The sequence below is a fragment of the Gordonia caeni genome, assembly GCF_039537105.1.
Lineage (GTDB): Bacteria > Actinomycetota > Actinomycetes > Mycobacteriales > Mycobacteriaceae > Gordonia > Gordonia caeni.
Genome location: NZ_BAAAZW010000003.1, coordinates 201,511 through 216,820, shown reverse-complemented (window position 1 = coordinate 216,820; position 15,310 = coordinate 201,511). Strand labels below are relative to the sequence as shown.

Below are 15,310 nucleotides of genomic sequence, written 5' to 3'. Positions count from 1 at the left end.
GGTGCCGCTCAGTAGCGGACAACCACGTCGGTGACCGCTCGCAGTACCGGGCGGTCGCCGACGGTCAGTTCGGTACTTACGACGACGTCCGCACGACCGCGGTCGTCGGCGATCACGTCGTCGATCCGGGCCCAGCCGGTGAGCACGTCCCCGGGCCGGACCGGGCGCAGGAACTGCACGTCGCGCATACTGCGCCCGGCGACCACCTGCCAGTCCCGATACACGCCGAGCACGGTGAGCCGCTGCAGGACCGCCAGCGTCTGGATACCGCTGGCGATGATGCCGCCGTAGGCGCCGGCGTCGGCGGCCGCCACGTCGGTGTGGAAGTCCTGCGGATCCCACTGGCCGGCGAAGTCCAGGACTTCCTCGAGCGTCAGCCGGTACTCGCCGAACGGGTACACCGTCCCCGCCCGCAGATCGGCCGCGCCGATCCGGCCGGTCATCGGCGCGGCTTCCGGCTGCGCTCGTAGACGCGCCGCAGACCGTCGAGCGCCAGGTGCGGCGCATGGTCGGTGAGGGTGGCGCACTCGCCGAACATCAGCGGAGCCAGGAACCCGGTGGCGACGACGGCGACGTCGGGTGCGTCGAATCCCGGTACCTCGTCGCGGATCCGTTGCACCAGACCGTCCACCTGACCGGCGAAGCCGAACAGGATGCCCGACTGCAGGGCTTCGACGGTGTTCTTGCCGATCACGCTGCGCGGCGGCGCCAGTTCCACCTTCCGCACGGTGACCGTGTGGTCGCTGAGCGCCTCCACGGCCAGATTCACCCCGGGCGCGATGGCGCCGCCCAGGAACTCGCCGGCGGCGGAGACGGCATCCACCACGGTCGCGGTGCCGAAGGCGACGACGACCACGGGCCGGTCCGGGAACATCGCGTGCGCGGCCAGAGCGTTGGCCACCCGGTCGGTGCCGACCTCTTTCGGGTTGTCGACCAGCAGCGGGATGCCGGTGCGGACTCCGGGTTCCAGCAGCACGTGCGGTCCGGCACCGAAATACCGGGGCGCCATCACGCGCATCTCGCGCAGCAGGGACGGGACGGTGGAGAGGGCCGCCACCGCCGTCACCCGCTCGATGTCGTCGCTGAGCAGTCCGCGCAGGGTCAGCGCGAACTCGTCGGCGGTCAGGTGCGGCTGCGTGTGGATGCGCCAGTCGCGCACCAGCGCCGCGTGGTCGCCGGAACCCGCGAACACCCCGAGGTGGATGTTGGTGTTCCCGACGTCGACGGTGAGCAGCATCAGCGCACGGAGTCGGCCAGCTGCCGCGGATCCTTCAGGCCCGAGCCCACGGGCACGTCGGCGGGGTCGGCGGTCAGGGTCACCGGGCGGTTGGTCTCGTCGACGAAGACCACCTTGGGCGCGTACTCGTTCACTTCCTGCTCGTTCAGGATGCCGTAGGCGATGATGATCACCAGGTCGCCCGGATGCACCAGATGGGCGGCGGCGCCGTTGATGCCGATCACCCCGCTGCCGCGTTCACCGGCGATCACGTAGGTCTCCAGCCGGTTGCCGTTGTCGATGTCGACGATCGCGACCTGTTCACCTTCGATCAGCCCGGCGGCGTCGAGGAGGTCGGCGTCGATGGTGACCGAGCCGACGTAGTGCAGGTCGGCCTGCGTCACCGTCGCGCGATGGATCTTGGACGTCATCATGGTTCGGAACATTGGTTAACCCTCTTCTCCCTCGGCCGCACCCTGTGCGAAGAACTCGTCTTGTACGTCGTCGTCGAACGCGCGGCGGACCCCGCCGATGTCGACGCCGACGTTGTCGATCAGGCGCGTATCGCCCATCCGGGCGGCCACCAGCAGCCGCCCGTCTCCCTGTTCCGGAGCCTGCCCCAGCTGGCGGTCGCGCAGCTCCAGATAGTCCACGTCGATCTGCGGTGCGGTCGCCAGCACGCCCTGCGCGGCGGCGAGCGCGGGTTGGGCGCCCCGGTCGGCGGCGTGCGCGCCGGCTAGCAGCGCCGCCGACAGGGTGGTCGCCAGTTCCCGCTGCTCGGCGGTCAGGTAGCGGTTGCGCGAGCTCATCGCCAGGCCGTCGGCCTCGCGTACCGTCGGCACGCCGATGATCTCGACGTCCATGTTCAGGTCGGCCACCATCTGGTTGATCAGGACCAGCTGCTGGTAGTCCTTCTCGCCGAAGTAGGCGGCGTTCGGGGCCGCGATGTTGAGCAGCTTGGCGACGACGGTCAGCATGCCCGAGAAGTGGGTGGGTCGCTGCGCCGCCTCCAGGTCCCGGCCGGCCGGGCCGGGGTGGATGGTGGTCCGCGGACCGTTCGGGTACATCGCCGACACGGTCGGCGCGAAGACCAGCGGCACTCCGAGCTCGGCCAGCGCGGCGCAGTCCTCGTCGAAGGTGCGCGGGTAGGCGTCGAGGTCTTCGCCGGCGCCGAACTGCAGCGGGTTGACGAAGATCGACACGATGACGACGGTGTCGCCGCGGCCCTTGGCACTGCGCACCAGTTGCAGGTGGCCGTCGTGCAGCGCCCCCATGGTGGGCACCAGGGCGACCCGTTTGCCGGTCGCCCGCAGCGCCTTGGCCACCCGGTGGAGGCCGGCCGGGTCGCGATGCACGGTCAGCGCGCCCGGGGTGTACGGGGTCGTCGCGCCGTCGAGGATGGTGGTCACGGCTGCACCTCTGTCGAGTCGAGAAGGTCGGCCGGCGCGCCGGCGGCGGCTGCCGCCCGCGCCGACAGCACACGGTAGCCCAGGGCCACGCCGGGATCGGGCAGCGTCTCCAGGGCGCGGCGGTGGCGTTCGACGGTGGCGCGGTCGCCGCGGGCCACCGGGCCGGTCAGGGCCGACGGGCCGAGGGCCAGGACGTTCTCCAGCGAGGCGCGCACCAGCGGGGCCAGGATCTGCTCGGGCAGACCGGCCGCTCCCCCGTCGACGGTCGCCTGTTCGGCGAGGTGATGCGGGCCGTCGATCGCCGCGGTCAGCGCGCTGACCGCATCGGTGATCAGGGCGATCAGATTGTTGGCGCCGTGTGCGAGGGCCGCGTGGTACAGGGTGCGCTGGGATTCGTCGATCCGCACCGGGGTGCCGCCGATCTCCAGGACCAGGGCGGCGGCGACCGCGTCGCCGAACGGGTCGGCGGTGGTGATCCCGAAGCACGACGACGCCAGGCGCGCCGCGTCCTGGTCGCCGTCGACGAAGGTCATCGCCGGATGCACCGCCAGCACCATCCCGCCGCCCCGGGCGATCGGATCGAGGATGCCGACGCCGTGCGCACCGGCGGTGTGCGCCACGATCTGGCCGGGCCGCCCAGCGGCGGCCACCCGGTCGATCACGGTGGGCAATTCGGTGTCGGGGACGGCCAGCACGATCAATTCGCTCGCGGCGACCACGTCGTCGACGGTGCCCAGACGGGCGGAAGGAAGGCGGCGCTCGGCGCGCTCGCGGGAGGCTTCGGACGGGGCGTGTGCAGCGACCACTCGGTGACCTGCGGCGGCGAGAGCCTCGCCGAGCGCGGTGCCCACGCGGCCGGCCGACACGATGCCGACGTCCAGGCGCGGGGCGGGGGTGGGTGCGTTCACCATCGTCCTCCAAAGCAGTTCCAGTCCCGGCTCCGCCGGGTACCAGACGTACACCGCCACGATAGGCGCGTCGCCGCCCGATCGCTGAAAACTGTGAGCGGCTTCACCCGATGCCGAAACGGGCGCGTTCGGCGGCGGTGAGCGGGAGTGTCGCCGCATCGATCCGCCGGTCGGCGTACTCCGGATCCAGCAGGACCGCCGTCAGGGAACCGTGGTCGCCGCCCAGCACCACCGCGGCCCCGTCGCCGGTGGCGCTGCCGTACCAGCGGCCTGCGCCGGCCGGGCCGATCGGCCTGCCCCACTGCCTCGCCCCGGCCGGGTCGGCCGTGTCCCACACCACCAGGGTCTCGCCGTCGCCGGCGGCGATCAGCCGATCCCCGCCGGCGACGAAGTCGAGGGTGCGGACGGTACCGCCGCGGTCCTGCTGCCGGTCCGCCAGGAGTTCCAGCCCGCCGGCCCCCGCACGCCACAACCGCACCCGGCCGCCGTCGCCGCCGGAGGCGACCACGTCGCCGGCCCAGGCGACCGCGTTCACCCCGCCGGCGGGCGCCGCCGCCGAGACGCCGAGCGCGCGCGGCCGCTCCGGCTGCGAGACGTCCCACAGATTCAGGACGCCGTCGACGCCCGCGGTCACCAGGCGGCGGCCGTCCGGGCTCCAGGCGGCCGAGGTGGCCCAGGTGCCCGCGTCACCGTGTTTGAGCTCCGGGCCCACCCGGGTGGCCGTCCCCGACGGCGCCACCCGCCACAGCTGGAAGGAGTCGTCACGGGCACCGGTCAGCAGCAGGTCGCCGGCCGGGGCGAAGACCGCCCGTTGCTGATCGAGAGTGTCGACGGCGAGCGTGGACGGCGCACCGAATCGCCCGTCGTCCCCCAGCGGCCAGACCGCGACCGTGCGTTCGCCGGTCGCCGCCGCGGCGAGGCGCCCGTCCCCCGACAACGACACCTGGTCGATGCGGGCGCCGCCGGCGGTGCCGGCCGAGGCCAGCAGACGCGGTTCGGCCGGCTGCGTCAGATCCCAGAGCATCAGGGTTCCGCCGGAACCACCGGTCAGCATCCGGTTCCCGCTGATCGCCGGGGCGATCACCCGGCCGGTGTGCCCGGCCAGCACCGTCCCGGGCAGCGTCCAGATCCGCAGGCGGCCGTCGGCACCGGAGGTGACCGCCCGGCGCCCGTCCGGGGTGAACGTGGCCGAGAAGAGGGAACTGGCCGCGCCGTCGAGCGTGGGCCCCAGCTGCACCGGCACCGCGGGCTGGGCGATGCTCCACACGCGCGCGGTGCCGTCCAGCGAGGCCGAGATCAACCGGCGCCCGTCCGGACTGAAGCCGACCGACCACACCGGCGCGGTGTGGGCGGTCATCGGAATGCCGAGCGGCACCGGAGCGGCCGGATCGCCGACGTCCCAGAGCGCGACGGTGGTGTCGTCGGAGCCGGTTGCGAGCACGCGGCTGTCGGCGCGGAAGTCGAGGGCGTGCACGGTGTCGCGGTAGCCGGTGATCACCCCGCGCGGGGCGTACGTGGTTCCGTCCCACAGCCGGGTGACGCGATCGCCGCCGCCGGAGGCGATCAGGGCGCCGTCCGGGCTCCAGGCGACGGTCCGCACATCCTTGGTGTGGCCGGCCAGTTCGGCCAGCTGAACCCCGTTCGCCGCATCCCAGATCCGGACTGTGCCGTCCATTCCCGCGGTGGCGACGCGGTCGCCGCGCCCCCAGGCCGCGTAGACCACCCGGCCACGGTGCCCCCGCAGCACCACCGGCTCGCCGCCCGCGCCGGGATCTCGCCAGATGCGGGCGGTCCCGTCGTCGGAGGTGGTGGCCAGCCGGGTGCCGTCGGGCGACCACGCGACCGCGGTGACGAAGCTGTCGTGCCCGCGCAGCACCACGGGCGCGTCGCCGGGCAGGTCGATGTTCCAGATCCGGGCGGCACCGTCCGAACCGGTCCCGGCCACCCGCCGCCCGTTCGGACTCACATCGACGGTGTACACGGCGCCGGTGCCGGTCTCGAGCGGAATCGCGAGCGGCAGATTGCCGGTCGCCACCAGCCGCGACCGGTTGACGTCCGAGGGGTCGAGTTCCTCCGCGAGCTGGGTGAGCCGCGCAGACATGGTCGGATCGGAGTCCCGCAGCCGATCGGCGTCGGCGTTGAGGCGACCCAACTCGGCGGCCGTGCGCTGGCCCACGGCCTCGCTGCGCGCCTGGTAGGCGATCACCGCAAGGGCCAGCCCGAGGACGGTGGTGAGCACCAGCGCCAGCACGGAGGCCCGCCGCAGGCGGCTCGCGCGGCGCTCGGTCTGCTCGGCGGCGGCCACGAACGCGGCCGCATCCGCGGAGACCTCCCCGGTGCGTGCGGCGTGGCGGGCCCGTTCCAGCGTCGATCCGCGCAGCAGCAAGCTGCGGTCCCGGCCGGACCGAGACCACGCCTCCGCGGAGGTCTCCAGACGCTGCCGGGCCAGCAGGTCGCCGCGGTTCTCGTCGATCCACCCGCGCAGCCGGCCCCAGGACCGCATGACGATCTCGTGGGTGAACGACACCCGCTCGTCGCCGTCGACCACCACCAGCCGCGCACCCAGCAACGCCTGCAGGGCGGCGCCGCGGGCGCGGGCACCGCGGGCGTCGCCGGCCAGCAGAGCGGCCCGGGACCGCACCATGCGGGTGTCGCGGCCGGTGTCGTCCAGATGGACCAGGCGCAGCAGCAGGCGTTTGGTCTCGTCCCGCACGTCCGGGGCGAGACCGGCCCACATCTGCTCGGCCGTGTCGCCGAGACCGCCGAAGACCCCGCCCGACTCGGTGTAGGCGCGCAGCGTCAGCCGGTTGCCGGTGCGATGCCCCCAGAGCGTCGCGAGGGAGTGGTTCAGCAGCGGCAGCGCCCCGGCGTCGTAGTCCTCCATGCGCGGGCCGCAGAATTCGCCGAGCACCCGCTCGGCGAGACCGGGGTCGAGCTTGACCCCGACGGCGGCCGCCGGGCGGGTGATGACCTCCTCCAGTGCGGCGCGCCGCATGGGGCCCAGCAGGTGGGTCCGTTCGTTCATCGCGTCCAGCAGCTGCGGATAGGCGACCCATTCGCCGATGAAGTCCGCGCGCAGCCCCATCAGGATCACGATCGGCGATCGGGACCGCTGCGTGGTCAGCGCAGTGAGCGCGTCGAGGAACGCCGCCGTCACCGCGTCCTCGGCGACGGTGAACAGTTCCTCGGCCTGGTCGACGATGATCACCTGCGGCCCACCCTGCTCGTCGGCGGTGCGCGCCAGGACGCGCTCGAGTTCGTTCTCCGGATCCGGTCCCGGCGTCATGGACTCGACCGCGATGCCGCTGCGGACCAGCGTGGGCCGAACCCCGGCGGCCAGCAGCGAGGACTTGCCGGAGCCGGACACTCCGACCAGCGCCACCAGCCCGCCACCAGCGGCGACGGCGTCGTCGATCATCGCGGTGATGGCGGCGATCTCAGCGTCTCGGCCGAAGAAGCAGGCGGCAGTGTCCGGGCCGTACGAGGCGAGTCCCGGATAGGGGTTGGCCACGTCGCCGGCGGCCTCGTCGAGGCGGGCCTGGCGCCACAGCGCCTCCCACTGCTCCAAGTGGGTGGGGATGCCGTCGAGGGCGTCCCGGCTCCGGGCCCGGTCCAGCAGTTCGGCGACGGTGAACAGCAGCACCCCCTCGAACTCCCGGGGCAGGTGTTTGCCGTTGCGCCAATCGCTCAGGCGCGCGACGAGACTGCGTTTGACGGTGAGCCCGGCGGGGCGGCCGCGGGCGGCGACGGCCTCGCTGACCGATTTGAGGGTCGGATCGCCCGCGGCGGCCCAGAGCCGCCGGAGCTGAGTGGAGAACGTCATCGCCTAGCCTGCCGCGCCGAGAGCCCGTCCCCCGACGGTCGGGCTCGCACGGCGTCAGCCTACGGCGCAGTCTGTGCCCGCGCCTACGGCTCAGGCCGTGGGAGAGTCGCAGATCACGTCGACTCACCCACGGCGCTGCCGGGGGTGAACCTCCCGGCGACGGGTGCCCCGCCCCGACCGCGGGGCGCCCATCGCCGGAGAGGACCGGTGACGCCGAAGCGTCAGATCTTGGTGGTCTTGCCGTAGGCGTAGTACACGTACACACCGGTGTCGGTGCGCACGGAGATCTTCGCGAAGGGGCGCACCGAGATCGGGCCCACCGCATTCGTCACGTGCAGGTTGACGCCCGACAGCACGATGTCGGCGACCGGCTTGGTCAGCGCGATCTCGGCCAGCTCCACCGTGGTGATCTTGCCCGCGCCGACCTCGAACTCCAGGTCCGCGGCCGGAATGACGGTGGCCGCGGCGCCCACGTCGGCGCCGACCTCCCCCAGGGACAGTCCACCGCCGGTGCCGGAGATGCTCGCATCCGGCGCGAACTTGGCGTTCAGGCCGCTCGACAGCTTCAGGTCCGGGGTGTGGGCGGTCACTTTGACCCCGCCCGGCGCCACCGACACGGGGTAGCCGATTTGGTAGCCCAGCTCCAGGGTGGCCTTCACCTTCTTGTCGCCGATTCCGGTGATGGCGGCGCGCACGTTGGACGACAACAGGGCCTCACCCGAGGTGAGCGATGAGTCCAGCGGTGCGATCTTGCGGACCGACTGCTGCGCCGCCGACAGTTCGATCGCCAGACCTTCGCGGGTCTGGTGGGTGGCCGCCGCGGCGGTGCCGGCGAAGAGGCCGGACAGGGACAGCACGCCGAGGACGGCGGCCAGAACGGTGAGACGGTGCTTCACGATGAGCTCCTGGAAGTCGGTGATACGTGCAGTATGTGCGGCACCTCGCTGTGCCCGGGATTGTTGTGCCCGTCGATCACGCTATGGACAAGCGCGCCTGCCCAAATGCCTTCCCGCGATGAATACGCAGGTCAGAGCGATGAAGGAGAATTCCGGTCCGGAATTTTCGGACCGGTCCATCCGGCCTCGGCCCTCGAGACAGGGCCGTCGCGCCCTCCACAGGACGCCTCTGACGGCTCTGGCGGCCCTGGCGGCGGCAGAGGCACGGCGGTGGCCCGCGCCACCTGCTCCGGGCACGACGACTCTGCACGCTGCGCGCGCTGCGCGGGATCGGCAGACCGCCGCCGCAGAGCATCGGCGACTGTCGAGATCACGATCTGTTCCGGATATTCCGGTCCGGAATGGACACCGGGTGAACTCCCCGATGAGGCCGGTCAGTCGCGACCGGTCAGTCGCGGCGCCGGCGACCGCCGGTGTCTTCGCCGCGGCTCTGCCGCAGCCGGTCCAGCAGCTCCGAGGCCGGCTGGCCGGCAGTGTGGGCACCGGGCTCGTCGTTGGCCGCGGCACGGCGGCCCCGCTGCGGCATCGCCGGCACCTCGGGCACCGGGGGCACGGGCGGCTGATAGGCGGCCGCGTCGTACGCCTGCTGGGGCGGGACCTCCTCGGCGTACTCGACCGCGGTGTACTCGGTCGAGGTGTATTCGTACCGCGAGGCGGTGTAGTCGGCGTGCGGCTGCGCGGGAATGACGCTGGTGTACTCGGCCTGCTGGTAGTCGGCCTGCTGGTAGTCGGCCTGCTGGTACTGGGGCTGGGCGTAATCCTGCCGGGCGTACTCGTGCCGGGCGTACTCGTGCTGGGCGTACTCGTACTGGTCGCCGCTGTCCGCCGGCTCGGCGTCGTCGTAGTCGACCGTCTCCTCGTCGGTGACCACCGGAATGATCTCGGTCATCTCCACGTCGGACGGTGCGGCGGCAGCAGACTCGTAGGCGGCCGACTCGTACGGAGCCGACTCGACGGGAACGGAGTCGACGGGATCGGGGGCGTGCCGACCCGGGTCGGCGGGCGGTGCCGTGGAAGCGAAGTCCAGGTTGGCGGCGACGCGATCGTCGGTCGCGTCGGCGAAACTGCGGCCGGTCAGCCCCGAACCGAGCTCGCGGCGGCGTTCCGGACGCAGCGCCAGCGGCACCTCGGGCAGCGGATTGCCGAGCACCTGCTCCAGGCTGGCCCGCAGGGCGAGCACCTGTGCTTTGAGTTCTTCGAACTCTTCGTTGGTCTCTTCGGCCAGTTCGTGCCGGATCGCGGTCTCCACGTCCGACTCGTACTGGCGCCGGGCGGCGATCTCCCGCTCCAACTGCAGCTCGTACACCAGGCGCAGGTCACGGCTGCGGTTCTCGGCCACATCGGCCTGGCGCCGGTACTTGGTCACCAGCACCGCCCCGATCACCGCGGCCCACAGTGCCGCGATCACCGCGAGGGAGGCGGTGATCGAGATGTCGTTGCCGAACACCATCAGCAGGCTCGCGATCAGCGCGAGCACGATGAACAGGCCGAGCAGCCATTGCGCGACCCCGCCCGGGGTGCCGGCGGCGGCCTTGGCGGCGGAATCCGGCTGTGCCGCCTGCGCGGCGTCGCCGCCCGGCGTTGCGGCCGGCTGGGTGGCGCCGCGTCGCGGAGGTCGACGGGCGGCCCGGGGTGCGCTGTCTGTGCTGGCCATATCGGCCAACTTACCTGCCGGGGTGTCCCGCACCGGGCAGCGGCTGCGGAGAGTCGCCTCAGACGGGGTGCGGAGTGGTGTCCGGGGAGTCCCCCGTGGGGTCGTCGGGGGCACGGCAGCAGTACTCCAGCCACAGTGCGGCGGCGACCAGCAGCAGCCCGCCGATCACCCCGACCACCGCGGCCGGCATGTCTGCCGCCGCCACGTCCACGTGCCGGCGGCTGACCAGGAAGATCAGCAGCCCGATCCACCCGCCGAAGGCGATCGCCCCCAGAATGGCCGAGGCCTTGGCCAGGGCCAGCGATCGGGCGACGTTGATCGGATGCAGCTGCCCGTGCGCCGGTCCCACGTGGCCGCCGGTCACCCGGGCGCGCACCAGGAAGCCGATCAGCACCTCGAGCGCGGCCAGCAGGTACAGCGTCAAGCTCGCCGGCCACGGCAGAGAGGGGAACATCCCGTAGTAGTAGCGTGCCAGCACCCACAGCAGCACCCCCGCGACCAGGGCGACCGCCGCCATGTCCCGGACCCGGGTGGGACCGAGCTTGTGGTCGTCGTCGCCGGACGGACTCGGTGGGCGCTCCCCGCGCGGCTCGGCGGTCATCGGGTCTGCTCCGCGTCACGCCGCACCCCGGCGCGTTCGGTGGCGGGCAGCGCCTCGAGCAGCTCGGCGACGGGCCGCTCACCACCCGGCGTCCACAGGCGGGCGTCCGGATCGGCTTCCAGCCACGGCGCCAGCACGAACGCCCGCTCGGCGGCCCGGGGATGGGGCAACGTCAACTCGGGGTCGTCCGAACGCACCGCGGCGCCGTCGACCTCGACCGAGATCACGTCGACGTCCAGCGTCCGCGGCCCCCAGCGCACCTGGCGCACCCGGTCGGCGGCACGCTCGCACTCCCGGCAGAACGCCAGCCACTCGCGGGGCGACCACTCGCTGTCGGCGATGATCGTCCGGTTGACGAAGTCGTCCTGCTCCACTCCGCCCCAGGGGGCGGTCACGTACACGCCGGAGACGGCGACCACGCGGTCGCCCAGGGCCTCGACCACCTCGGCCAGTCGGGCCCGGCTGTCGCCCAGATTGGAGCCGGCGGACAGGACGGCGCGGCTGGTCATCGTCCCGGCCTGCCGGGCATGGTCGTCGCCGACCGCCGGGTGACGACGGCGACGTCGTCGAAGGCCAGCGGGATCGGTGCCGACGGCTTGTGCACGGTCACCTCGCAGGCGGCGATGCGCTCGTCGGCCATGATCTCGTCGGCGATCTGCGCCCCCACCGTCTCGATCAGGTTCCGCGGCTCGCCGGCGACGATGTCGTGCGCCAGCTGCGCGAGAGCGCCGTAGTCGACGGTGTCGGTCAGTTCGTCGCTGACCGCCGCCGGCCGCAGATCCAGCCAGAGAGTGACGTCGATCAGGAAGTCCTGACCGTCGCGGCGCTCGTGATCGAAGACGCCGTGCCGGCCCCGCACCCGCAGGCCGCGCAGTTCGATCCGGTCAGCCATGTCGTGCCCCTCTCGGTCCGCCCGCGCGCCAGGCCGCGGCCACGGCCACGGCGTCGCGGTTCGCGGCGACGTCGTGCACCCGCACACCCCACGCCCCGCCCGCCGCGGCCAGCGCCGAGATGGCGGAGGTCGCGACGTCGCGGCCCGCCGGCGACCGGTCGGCGCCGTCCCGGGCCAGCAGTGCACCCAGGAACCGTTTGCGGGAGGCCCCGATCAGCACCGGGAATCCCAGTCCGACCAGCGTCGGCAACGCGTGCAGCAGAGTCCAGTTGTGGCCGGCGGTCTTGGCGAACCCCAGGCCCGGATCCAGGATGATCCGGTCCGGATCCACTCCGGCGGCCACCGCCGCGTCCACCTGGCCCAGCAACTCGCCGGAGACCTCGGCCACCACATCGCGGTAGCCGCCGGCCTCCTCCCGCCGGTGGGTGAAGTGGCGGTCGCCCTCGGCCGCACCGTTCGACGGCCGCCAATGCATGAGGATCCACGGCAGGCTCGCCTCGGCCACCACCCGGCCCATGTCGGGGTCGGCGCGGCCGCCGGAGACGTCGTTGACGTAGGAGGCGCCGGCCTCGATGGCCGCGGCGGCGACCGCGGCGCGCATGGTGTCCACCGACACCACCACCCCGTCGGCGGTCAGCGCCTGCACCACCGGCACCACGCGAGCGGCTTCGACCTCCGGGTCGACGCGATCGGCGCCCGGCCGGGTGGATTCACCGCCGACGTCGACGATGTCGGCTCCCTGCTCGGCGAGCAGACGGCCGTGCGCGATCGCCGCGCTGGGATCGAGGTAGCGGCCGCCGTCGGAGAAGGAGTCCGCGGTGACGTTGAGGACTCCCATGACCCGGGTGGCCGAGCCGGGGTCCGGGCGGTCGGTCATCAGCGGGTGATCAGGTCGAGAGCTTCACCGCGCGAGACCGCACTGGTCTGGAAGATTCCCCGCACCGCCGACGTGGTGGTGCTGGCACCCGGCTTCCGGATCCCCCGCATGGCCATGCACAGGTGCTCGGCCTCGATCACCACGATCACGCCGCGCGGTTGCAGGCGCCGCATCAGGGCGTCCGCGATCTGGGTGGTGAGACGTTCCTGCACCTGCGGGCGGCGGGCGTACAAGTCCACCAGTCGCGCCAGCTTGCTCAGGCCGGTGACCTGGCCGCTGTCGCCGGGGATGTAGCCCACGTGCGCGACGCCGTGGAACGAGACCAGGTGGTGCTCGCACGTGGAGTACAGCGGGATGTCCTTGACCAGGACCAGCTCGCCGTGGTCTTCGTCGAAGACGGTCGCCAGGACGTCACTGGGGTCGGTGTACAGACCGCCGAACATCTCCCGGTAGGCCCGGGCGACGCGTTCGGGGGTGCGGCGCAGCCCCTCCCGGTCGGGATCCTCGCCGACGGCGAGGAGCAGTTCACGTACGGCGGCTTCGGCGCGCGTTTGGTCGAACTTCCGGCCGTCCGCGGTGACCAGCGGCTCGTCGTCGCTCATGGTGATGCGTTTCCTTCCCGGGGTGCAGCAGATGCAGCGAACGTCAGTTGTTGCGGGGATCGTCGGCCGGCGGCCAGCCCGGGGCCTGCCAGTCGCGCGGGGCACCGTAGTCCGGCCACGTGCCCCCGGGATGCTGTCCGGGCTGGGGCTGACCCGGCTGGGCCTGTCCGGGCTGGGGCTGTCCGGGATACGACTGTCCGGGGTGCCCGTTCGGCTGGGCGCCGTACGGCCGGTCCGGTTGCGGCTGACCGTTGGTCCCCGGGTACGGGGCCGGCTGTCCCGGTGCCCGGCCGCTCAGGTCCGGGTACTGCTGCGCCGGCCGGTGCCCGGTGGTCGGGCCCGGCGCCGGGGCCGGCTGGCCGTACTGCGACGGGAACGGAGGCTGCTGCGGCGGCACGGTGACCGGCTCCGGCTGCGGCTCCGGGGGCCACGGCTCGCCGCGCTCGGCGGCGAGCTCGGCCGGTGTCTTGATCGGCGGCTTGGTGCTGGGGGTCCGCTGGCCGAATTCGCTGAACTCGGTCATCCGCGACCGCTTCTGCACGCCGTCCAGGATCTGCTCCAGGTCCTTGCGGACCAGCGTCTCCTTCTCCAGCAGCGCACCGGCCAGATCGTCGAGCTTGTCGCGGTAGTGGTCCAGGATCGCCCAGGCCTCGGTGTGCGAGACCTCGATCAGGCGGCGGACCTCCTCGTCGATCTCGGCCGCGACGCCCGCCGAGTATTCGGGGGTGCCGCCGCCCATGCCGCGTCCCATGAAGGGGTCGCCCTGCTCGTGGCCGTAGCGGACCGCTCCCAGGCGGCCGCTCATGCCGTATTCGGTGACCATGGCGCGCGCGATCTTGGTGGCCTGGTCGATGTCGGAGCTGGCACCGGTGGTGGGCTCATGGAAGACCAGTTCCTCGGCCGCCCGGCCCCCCATCGCCATCACCAGGCGCGCGACCATCTCCGACCGGGTCATCAGGTCCTTGTCCTGCTCGGGGACCGCCAGCGCATGACCGCCGGTGCGGCCGCGCGCCAGGATGGTGACCTTGTAGATCGGATCCAGGTCGGGCATCGCCCACGCGGCCAGCGTGTGACCGGCCTCGTGATAGGCCACGACCTTCTTCTCGTGCTCGCTGATCACGCGGCTCTTGCGGCGCGGGCCGCCCACGACGCGGTCGACCGCCTCTTCGAGGGTCTCGTCGGTGATGACGTGCTTGTTCTCGCGCGCGGTGAGCAGCGCCGCCTCGTTGATGACGTTGGCCAGGTCGGCGCCGGACATGCCGGGGGTGCGCTTGGCAAGACCGTCCAGGTCGGCGCCGTCGGCGATCGGCTTGCCCTTGGCGTGGACGGCCAGAATGGCGCGCCGGCCGGCGATGTCGGGGTTGCCGACCGGGATCTGCCGGTCGAAACGGCCCGGGCGCAGCAGTGCCGGGTCCAGGATGTCGGGGCGGTTGGTCGCCGCCATCACGATCACGCCGGAGCGCTCGCCGAAGCCGTCCATCTCCACCAGCAGCTGGTTCAGCGTCTGCTCGCGCTCGTCGTGACCGCCGCCCATGCCGGCGCCGCGCTGGCGGCCGACCGCGTCGATCTCGTCGACGAAGATGATGCAGGGGCTGTTCTCTTTGGCCTGCTCGAACAGATCGCGCACCCGGGAGGCGCCGACGCCGACGAACATCTCGACGAAGTCCGACCCGGAGATGGTGTAGAACGGCACGCCGGCCTCACCGGCCACCGCCCGCGCCAGCAGCGTCTTACCGGTGCCGGGCGGGCCGTACAGCAGCACACCCTTGGGGATCTTGGCGCCCAGTGCTTGGTAGCGGGCCGGGTTCTGCAGGAAGTCGCGGATCTCGTCGAGTTCCTCGACGGCCTCGTCCGCACCGGCCACATCGGCGAACGTGGTCTTGGGCATGTCCTTGGTGAGCTGCTTGGCCTTCGACTTGCCGAAGCCCATGACACCGCCGCGGCCGCCGCCCTGCATGCGGCTCATGACGAAGAAGAACAGACCGAACAGGATCACCATCGGCAGCACGAAGATCAGCAGCGACTGCCAGATCCCCGAGTCCTTGGTGATGTTGGTCTGGTACGGCGCACCGGTGGTGGTGGCGGCCTGGAAGACGCGCGCGGACACCCCGGACGGGTACTGCGACTCGATCTTGGTGACGTCCTCGCCGTCGACCGGAATCGGATCCTTCAGCGTGATCCGCAGGCGCTGCTCTTTGTCGTCGATCTGGATCGACTCGGTGTTCTTGATGTTCAGCTGAGTCATCGCGACCGAGGTGTCGACGCCGGTGTACTCGCTGTCGTCGGAGCGCAGCGCTGAAAAGCCCCACAGGGCGAAGATGATCACGGCCACGATGGCCAGATTCCGGTAGAGCTTCTTTCGGTCCATACTG

General features: G+C 72.2%; 14 protein-coding genes. All 14 read right to left on the bottom strand.

Features of this window, described 5'->3' with window-relative positions:
* Nucleotides 1–8 precede the first annotated feature (8 nt).
* Nucleotides 9–443 carry a MaoC/PaaZ C-terminal domain-containing protein gene (locus ABD732_RS06105; protein WP_344781662.1) on the bottom strand — a complete coding sequence of 145 codons (435 nt, stop codon included), beginning with the start codon at nt 441–443 and terminating at the stop codon, nt 9–11.
* On the bottom strand, nt 440–1,237 hold the full coding sequence (locus ABD732_RS06100) for a type III pantothenate kinase (protein ID WP_344781660.1): 798 nt from the start codon (nt 1,235–1,237) through the stop codon (nt 440–442). The genes ABD732_RS06105 and ABD732_RS06100 overlap by 4 nt, the downstream gene beginning before the upstream one ends.
* Nucleotides 1,237–1,662, bottom strand: a complete 426-nt coding sequence (gene panD / locus ABD732_RS06095; RefSeq protein ID WP_344781658.1) for an aspartate 1-decarboxylase — start codon at nt 1,660–1,662, stop codon at nt 1,237–1,239. The genes ABD732_RS06100 and panD overlap by 1 nt, the downstream gene beginning before the upstream one ends.
* Before the next feature lie 3 nt (nt 1,663–1,665).
* Complete coding sequence (panC, locus tag ABD732_RS06090) at nt 1,666–2,625, bottom strand: pantoate--beta-alanine ligase (RefSeq protein ID WP_344781656.1); 960 nt, start codon at nt 2,623–2,625, stop codon at nt 1,666–1,668.
* Entirely contained in the window at nt 2,622–3,536 is a 915-nt protein-coding gene (locus ABD732_RS06085) for a Rossmann-like and DUF2520 domain-containing protein (RefSeq protein ID WP_425552991.1), read from the bottom strand. The genes panC and ABD732_RS06085 overlap by 4 nt, the downstream gene beginning before the upstream one ends.
* A gap of 100 nt (nt 3,537–3,636) precedes the next feature.
* A complete protein-coding gene (locus ABD732_RS06080) occupies nt 3,637–7,356 on the bottom strand; it encodes an nSTAND1 domain-containing NTPase (protein ID WP_344781652.1) in 3,720 nt (1,239 codons plus the stop codon).
* 221 nt (nt 7,357–7,577) lie between these two features.
* A complete protein-coding gene (locus ABD732_RS06075; protein ID WP_344781650.1) occupies nt 7,578–8,252 on the bottom strand; it encodes an MspA family porin in 675 nt (224 codons plus the stop codon).
* Between the two features lie 448 nt (nt 8,253–8,700).
* Entirely contained in the window at nt 8,701–9,966 is a 1,266-nt protein-coding gene (locus ABD732_RS06070; protein WP_344781648.1) for a DUF6779 domain-containing protein, read from the bottom strand.
* 58 nt (nt 9,967–10,024) lie between these two features.
* Nucleotides 10,025–10,567 carry a DUF3180 domain-containing protein gene (locus tag ABD732_RS06065; RefSeq protein WP_344781646.1) on the bottom strand — a complete coding sequence of 181 codons (543 nt, stop codon included), beginning with the start codon at nt 10,565–10,567 and terminating at the stop codon, nt 10,025–10,027.
* Complete coding sequence (folK, locus tag ABD732_RS06060) at nt 10,564–11,076, bottom strand: 2-amino-4-hydroxy-6-hydroxymethyldihydropteridine diphosphokinase (protein WP_344781644.1); 513 nt, start codon at nt 11,074–11,076, stop codon at nt 10,564–10,566. Before folK ends, ABD732_RS06065 begins: the two co-directional genes overlap by 4 nt.
* Nucleotides 11,073–11,459 (bottom strand): dihydroneopterin aldolase, encoded by a 387-nt coding sequence (gene folB / locus ABD732_RS06055; RefSeq protein ID WP_344781642.1) that lies wholly within the window; start codon nt 11,457–11,459, stop codon nt 11,073–11,075. Before folB ends, folK begins: the two co-directional genes overlap by 4 nt.
* Nucleotides 11,452–12,336: a dihydropteroate synthase gene (gene folP / locus ABD732_RS06050; RefSeq protein WP_344781640.1), complete on the bottom strand. Its 885-nt coding sequence runs from the start codon at nt 12,334–12,336 to the stop codon at nt 11,452–11,454. The genes folB and folP overlap by 8 nt, the downstream gene beginning before the upstream one ends.
* The gene (gene folE, locus ABD732_RS06045; protein ID WP_344781638.1) at nt 12,336–12,938 is read right to left on the bottom strand and encodes a GTP cyclohydrolase I FolE; all 603 of its coding nucleotides are present in this window, start codon (nt 12,936–12,938) and stop codon (nt 12,336–12,338) included. The genes folP and folE overlap by 1 nt, the downstream gene beginning before the upstream one ends.
* 43 nt (nt 12,939–12,981) lie before the next feature.
* Nucleotides 12,982–15,306 carry an ATP-dependent zinc metalloprotease FtsH gene (gene ftsH, locus ABD732_RS06040; protein ID WP_344781636.1) on the bottom strand — a complete coding sequence of 775 codons (2,325 nt, stop codon included), beginning with the start codon at nt 15,304–15,306 and terminating at the stop codon, nt 12,982–12,984.
* Between the last annotated feature and the right edge of the window lie 4 nt (nt 15,307–15,310).

What these genes read in the sequence shown, in the direction of transcription:
- ABD732_RS06105 (WP_344781662.1), bottom strand. Translation starts at nt 443, where the DNA reads ATGACCGGCCGGATCGGCGCGGCCGATCTGCGGGCGGGGACGGTGTAC.
- ABD732_RS06100 (WP_344781660.1), bottom strand. Translation starts at nt 1,237, where the DNA reads ATGCTGCTCACCGTCGACGTCGGGAACACCAACATCCACCTCGGGGTG.
- panD (WP_344781658.1), bottom strand. Translation starts at nt 1,662, where the DNA reads ATGTTCCGAACCATGATGACGTCCAAGATCCATCGCGCGACGGTGACG.
- ABD732_RS06085 (WP_425552991.1), bottom strand. Translation starts at nt 3,536, where the DNA reads ATGGTGAACGCACCCACCCCCGCCCCGCGCCTGGACGTCGGCATCGTG.
- ABD732_RS06080 (WP_344781652.1), bottom strand. Translation starts at nt 7,356, where the DNA reads ATGACGTTCTCCACTCAGCTCCGGCGGCTCTGGGCCGCCGCGGGCGAT.
- ABD732_RS06070 (WP_344781648.1), bottom strand. Translation starts at nt 9,966, where the DNA reads ATGGCCAGCACAGACAGCGCACCCCGGGCCGCCCGTCGACCTCCGCGA.
- ABD732_RS06065 (WP_344781646.1), bottom strand. Translation starts at nt 10,567, where the DNA reads ATGACCGCCGAGCCGCGCGGGGAGCGCCCACCGAGTCCGTCCGGCGAC.
- folK (WP_344781644.1), bottom strand. Translation starts at nt 11,076, where the DNA reads ATGACCAGCCGCGCCGTCCTGTCCGCCGGCTCCAATCTGGGCGACAGC.
- folB (WP_344781642.1), bottom strand. Translation starts at nt 11,459, where the DNA reads ATGGCTGACCGGATCGAACTGCGCGGCCTGCGGGTGCGGGGCCGGCAC.
- folP (WP_344781640.1), bottom strand. Translation starts at nt 12,336, where the DNA reads ATGACCGACCGCCCGGACCCCGGCTCGGCCACCCGGGTCATGGGAGTC.
- folE (WP_344781638.1), bottom strand. Translation starts at nt 12,938, where the DNA reads ATGAGCGACGACGAGCCGCTGGTCACCGCGGACGGCCGGAAGTTCGAC.
- ftsH (WP_344781636.1), bottom strand. Translation starts at nt 15,306, where the DNA reads ATGGACCGAAAGAAGCTCTACCGGAATCTGGCCATCGTGGCCGTGATC.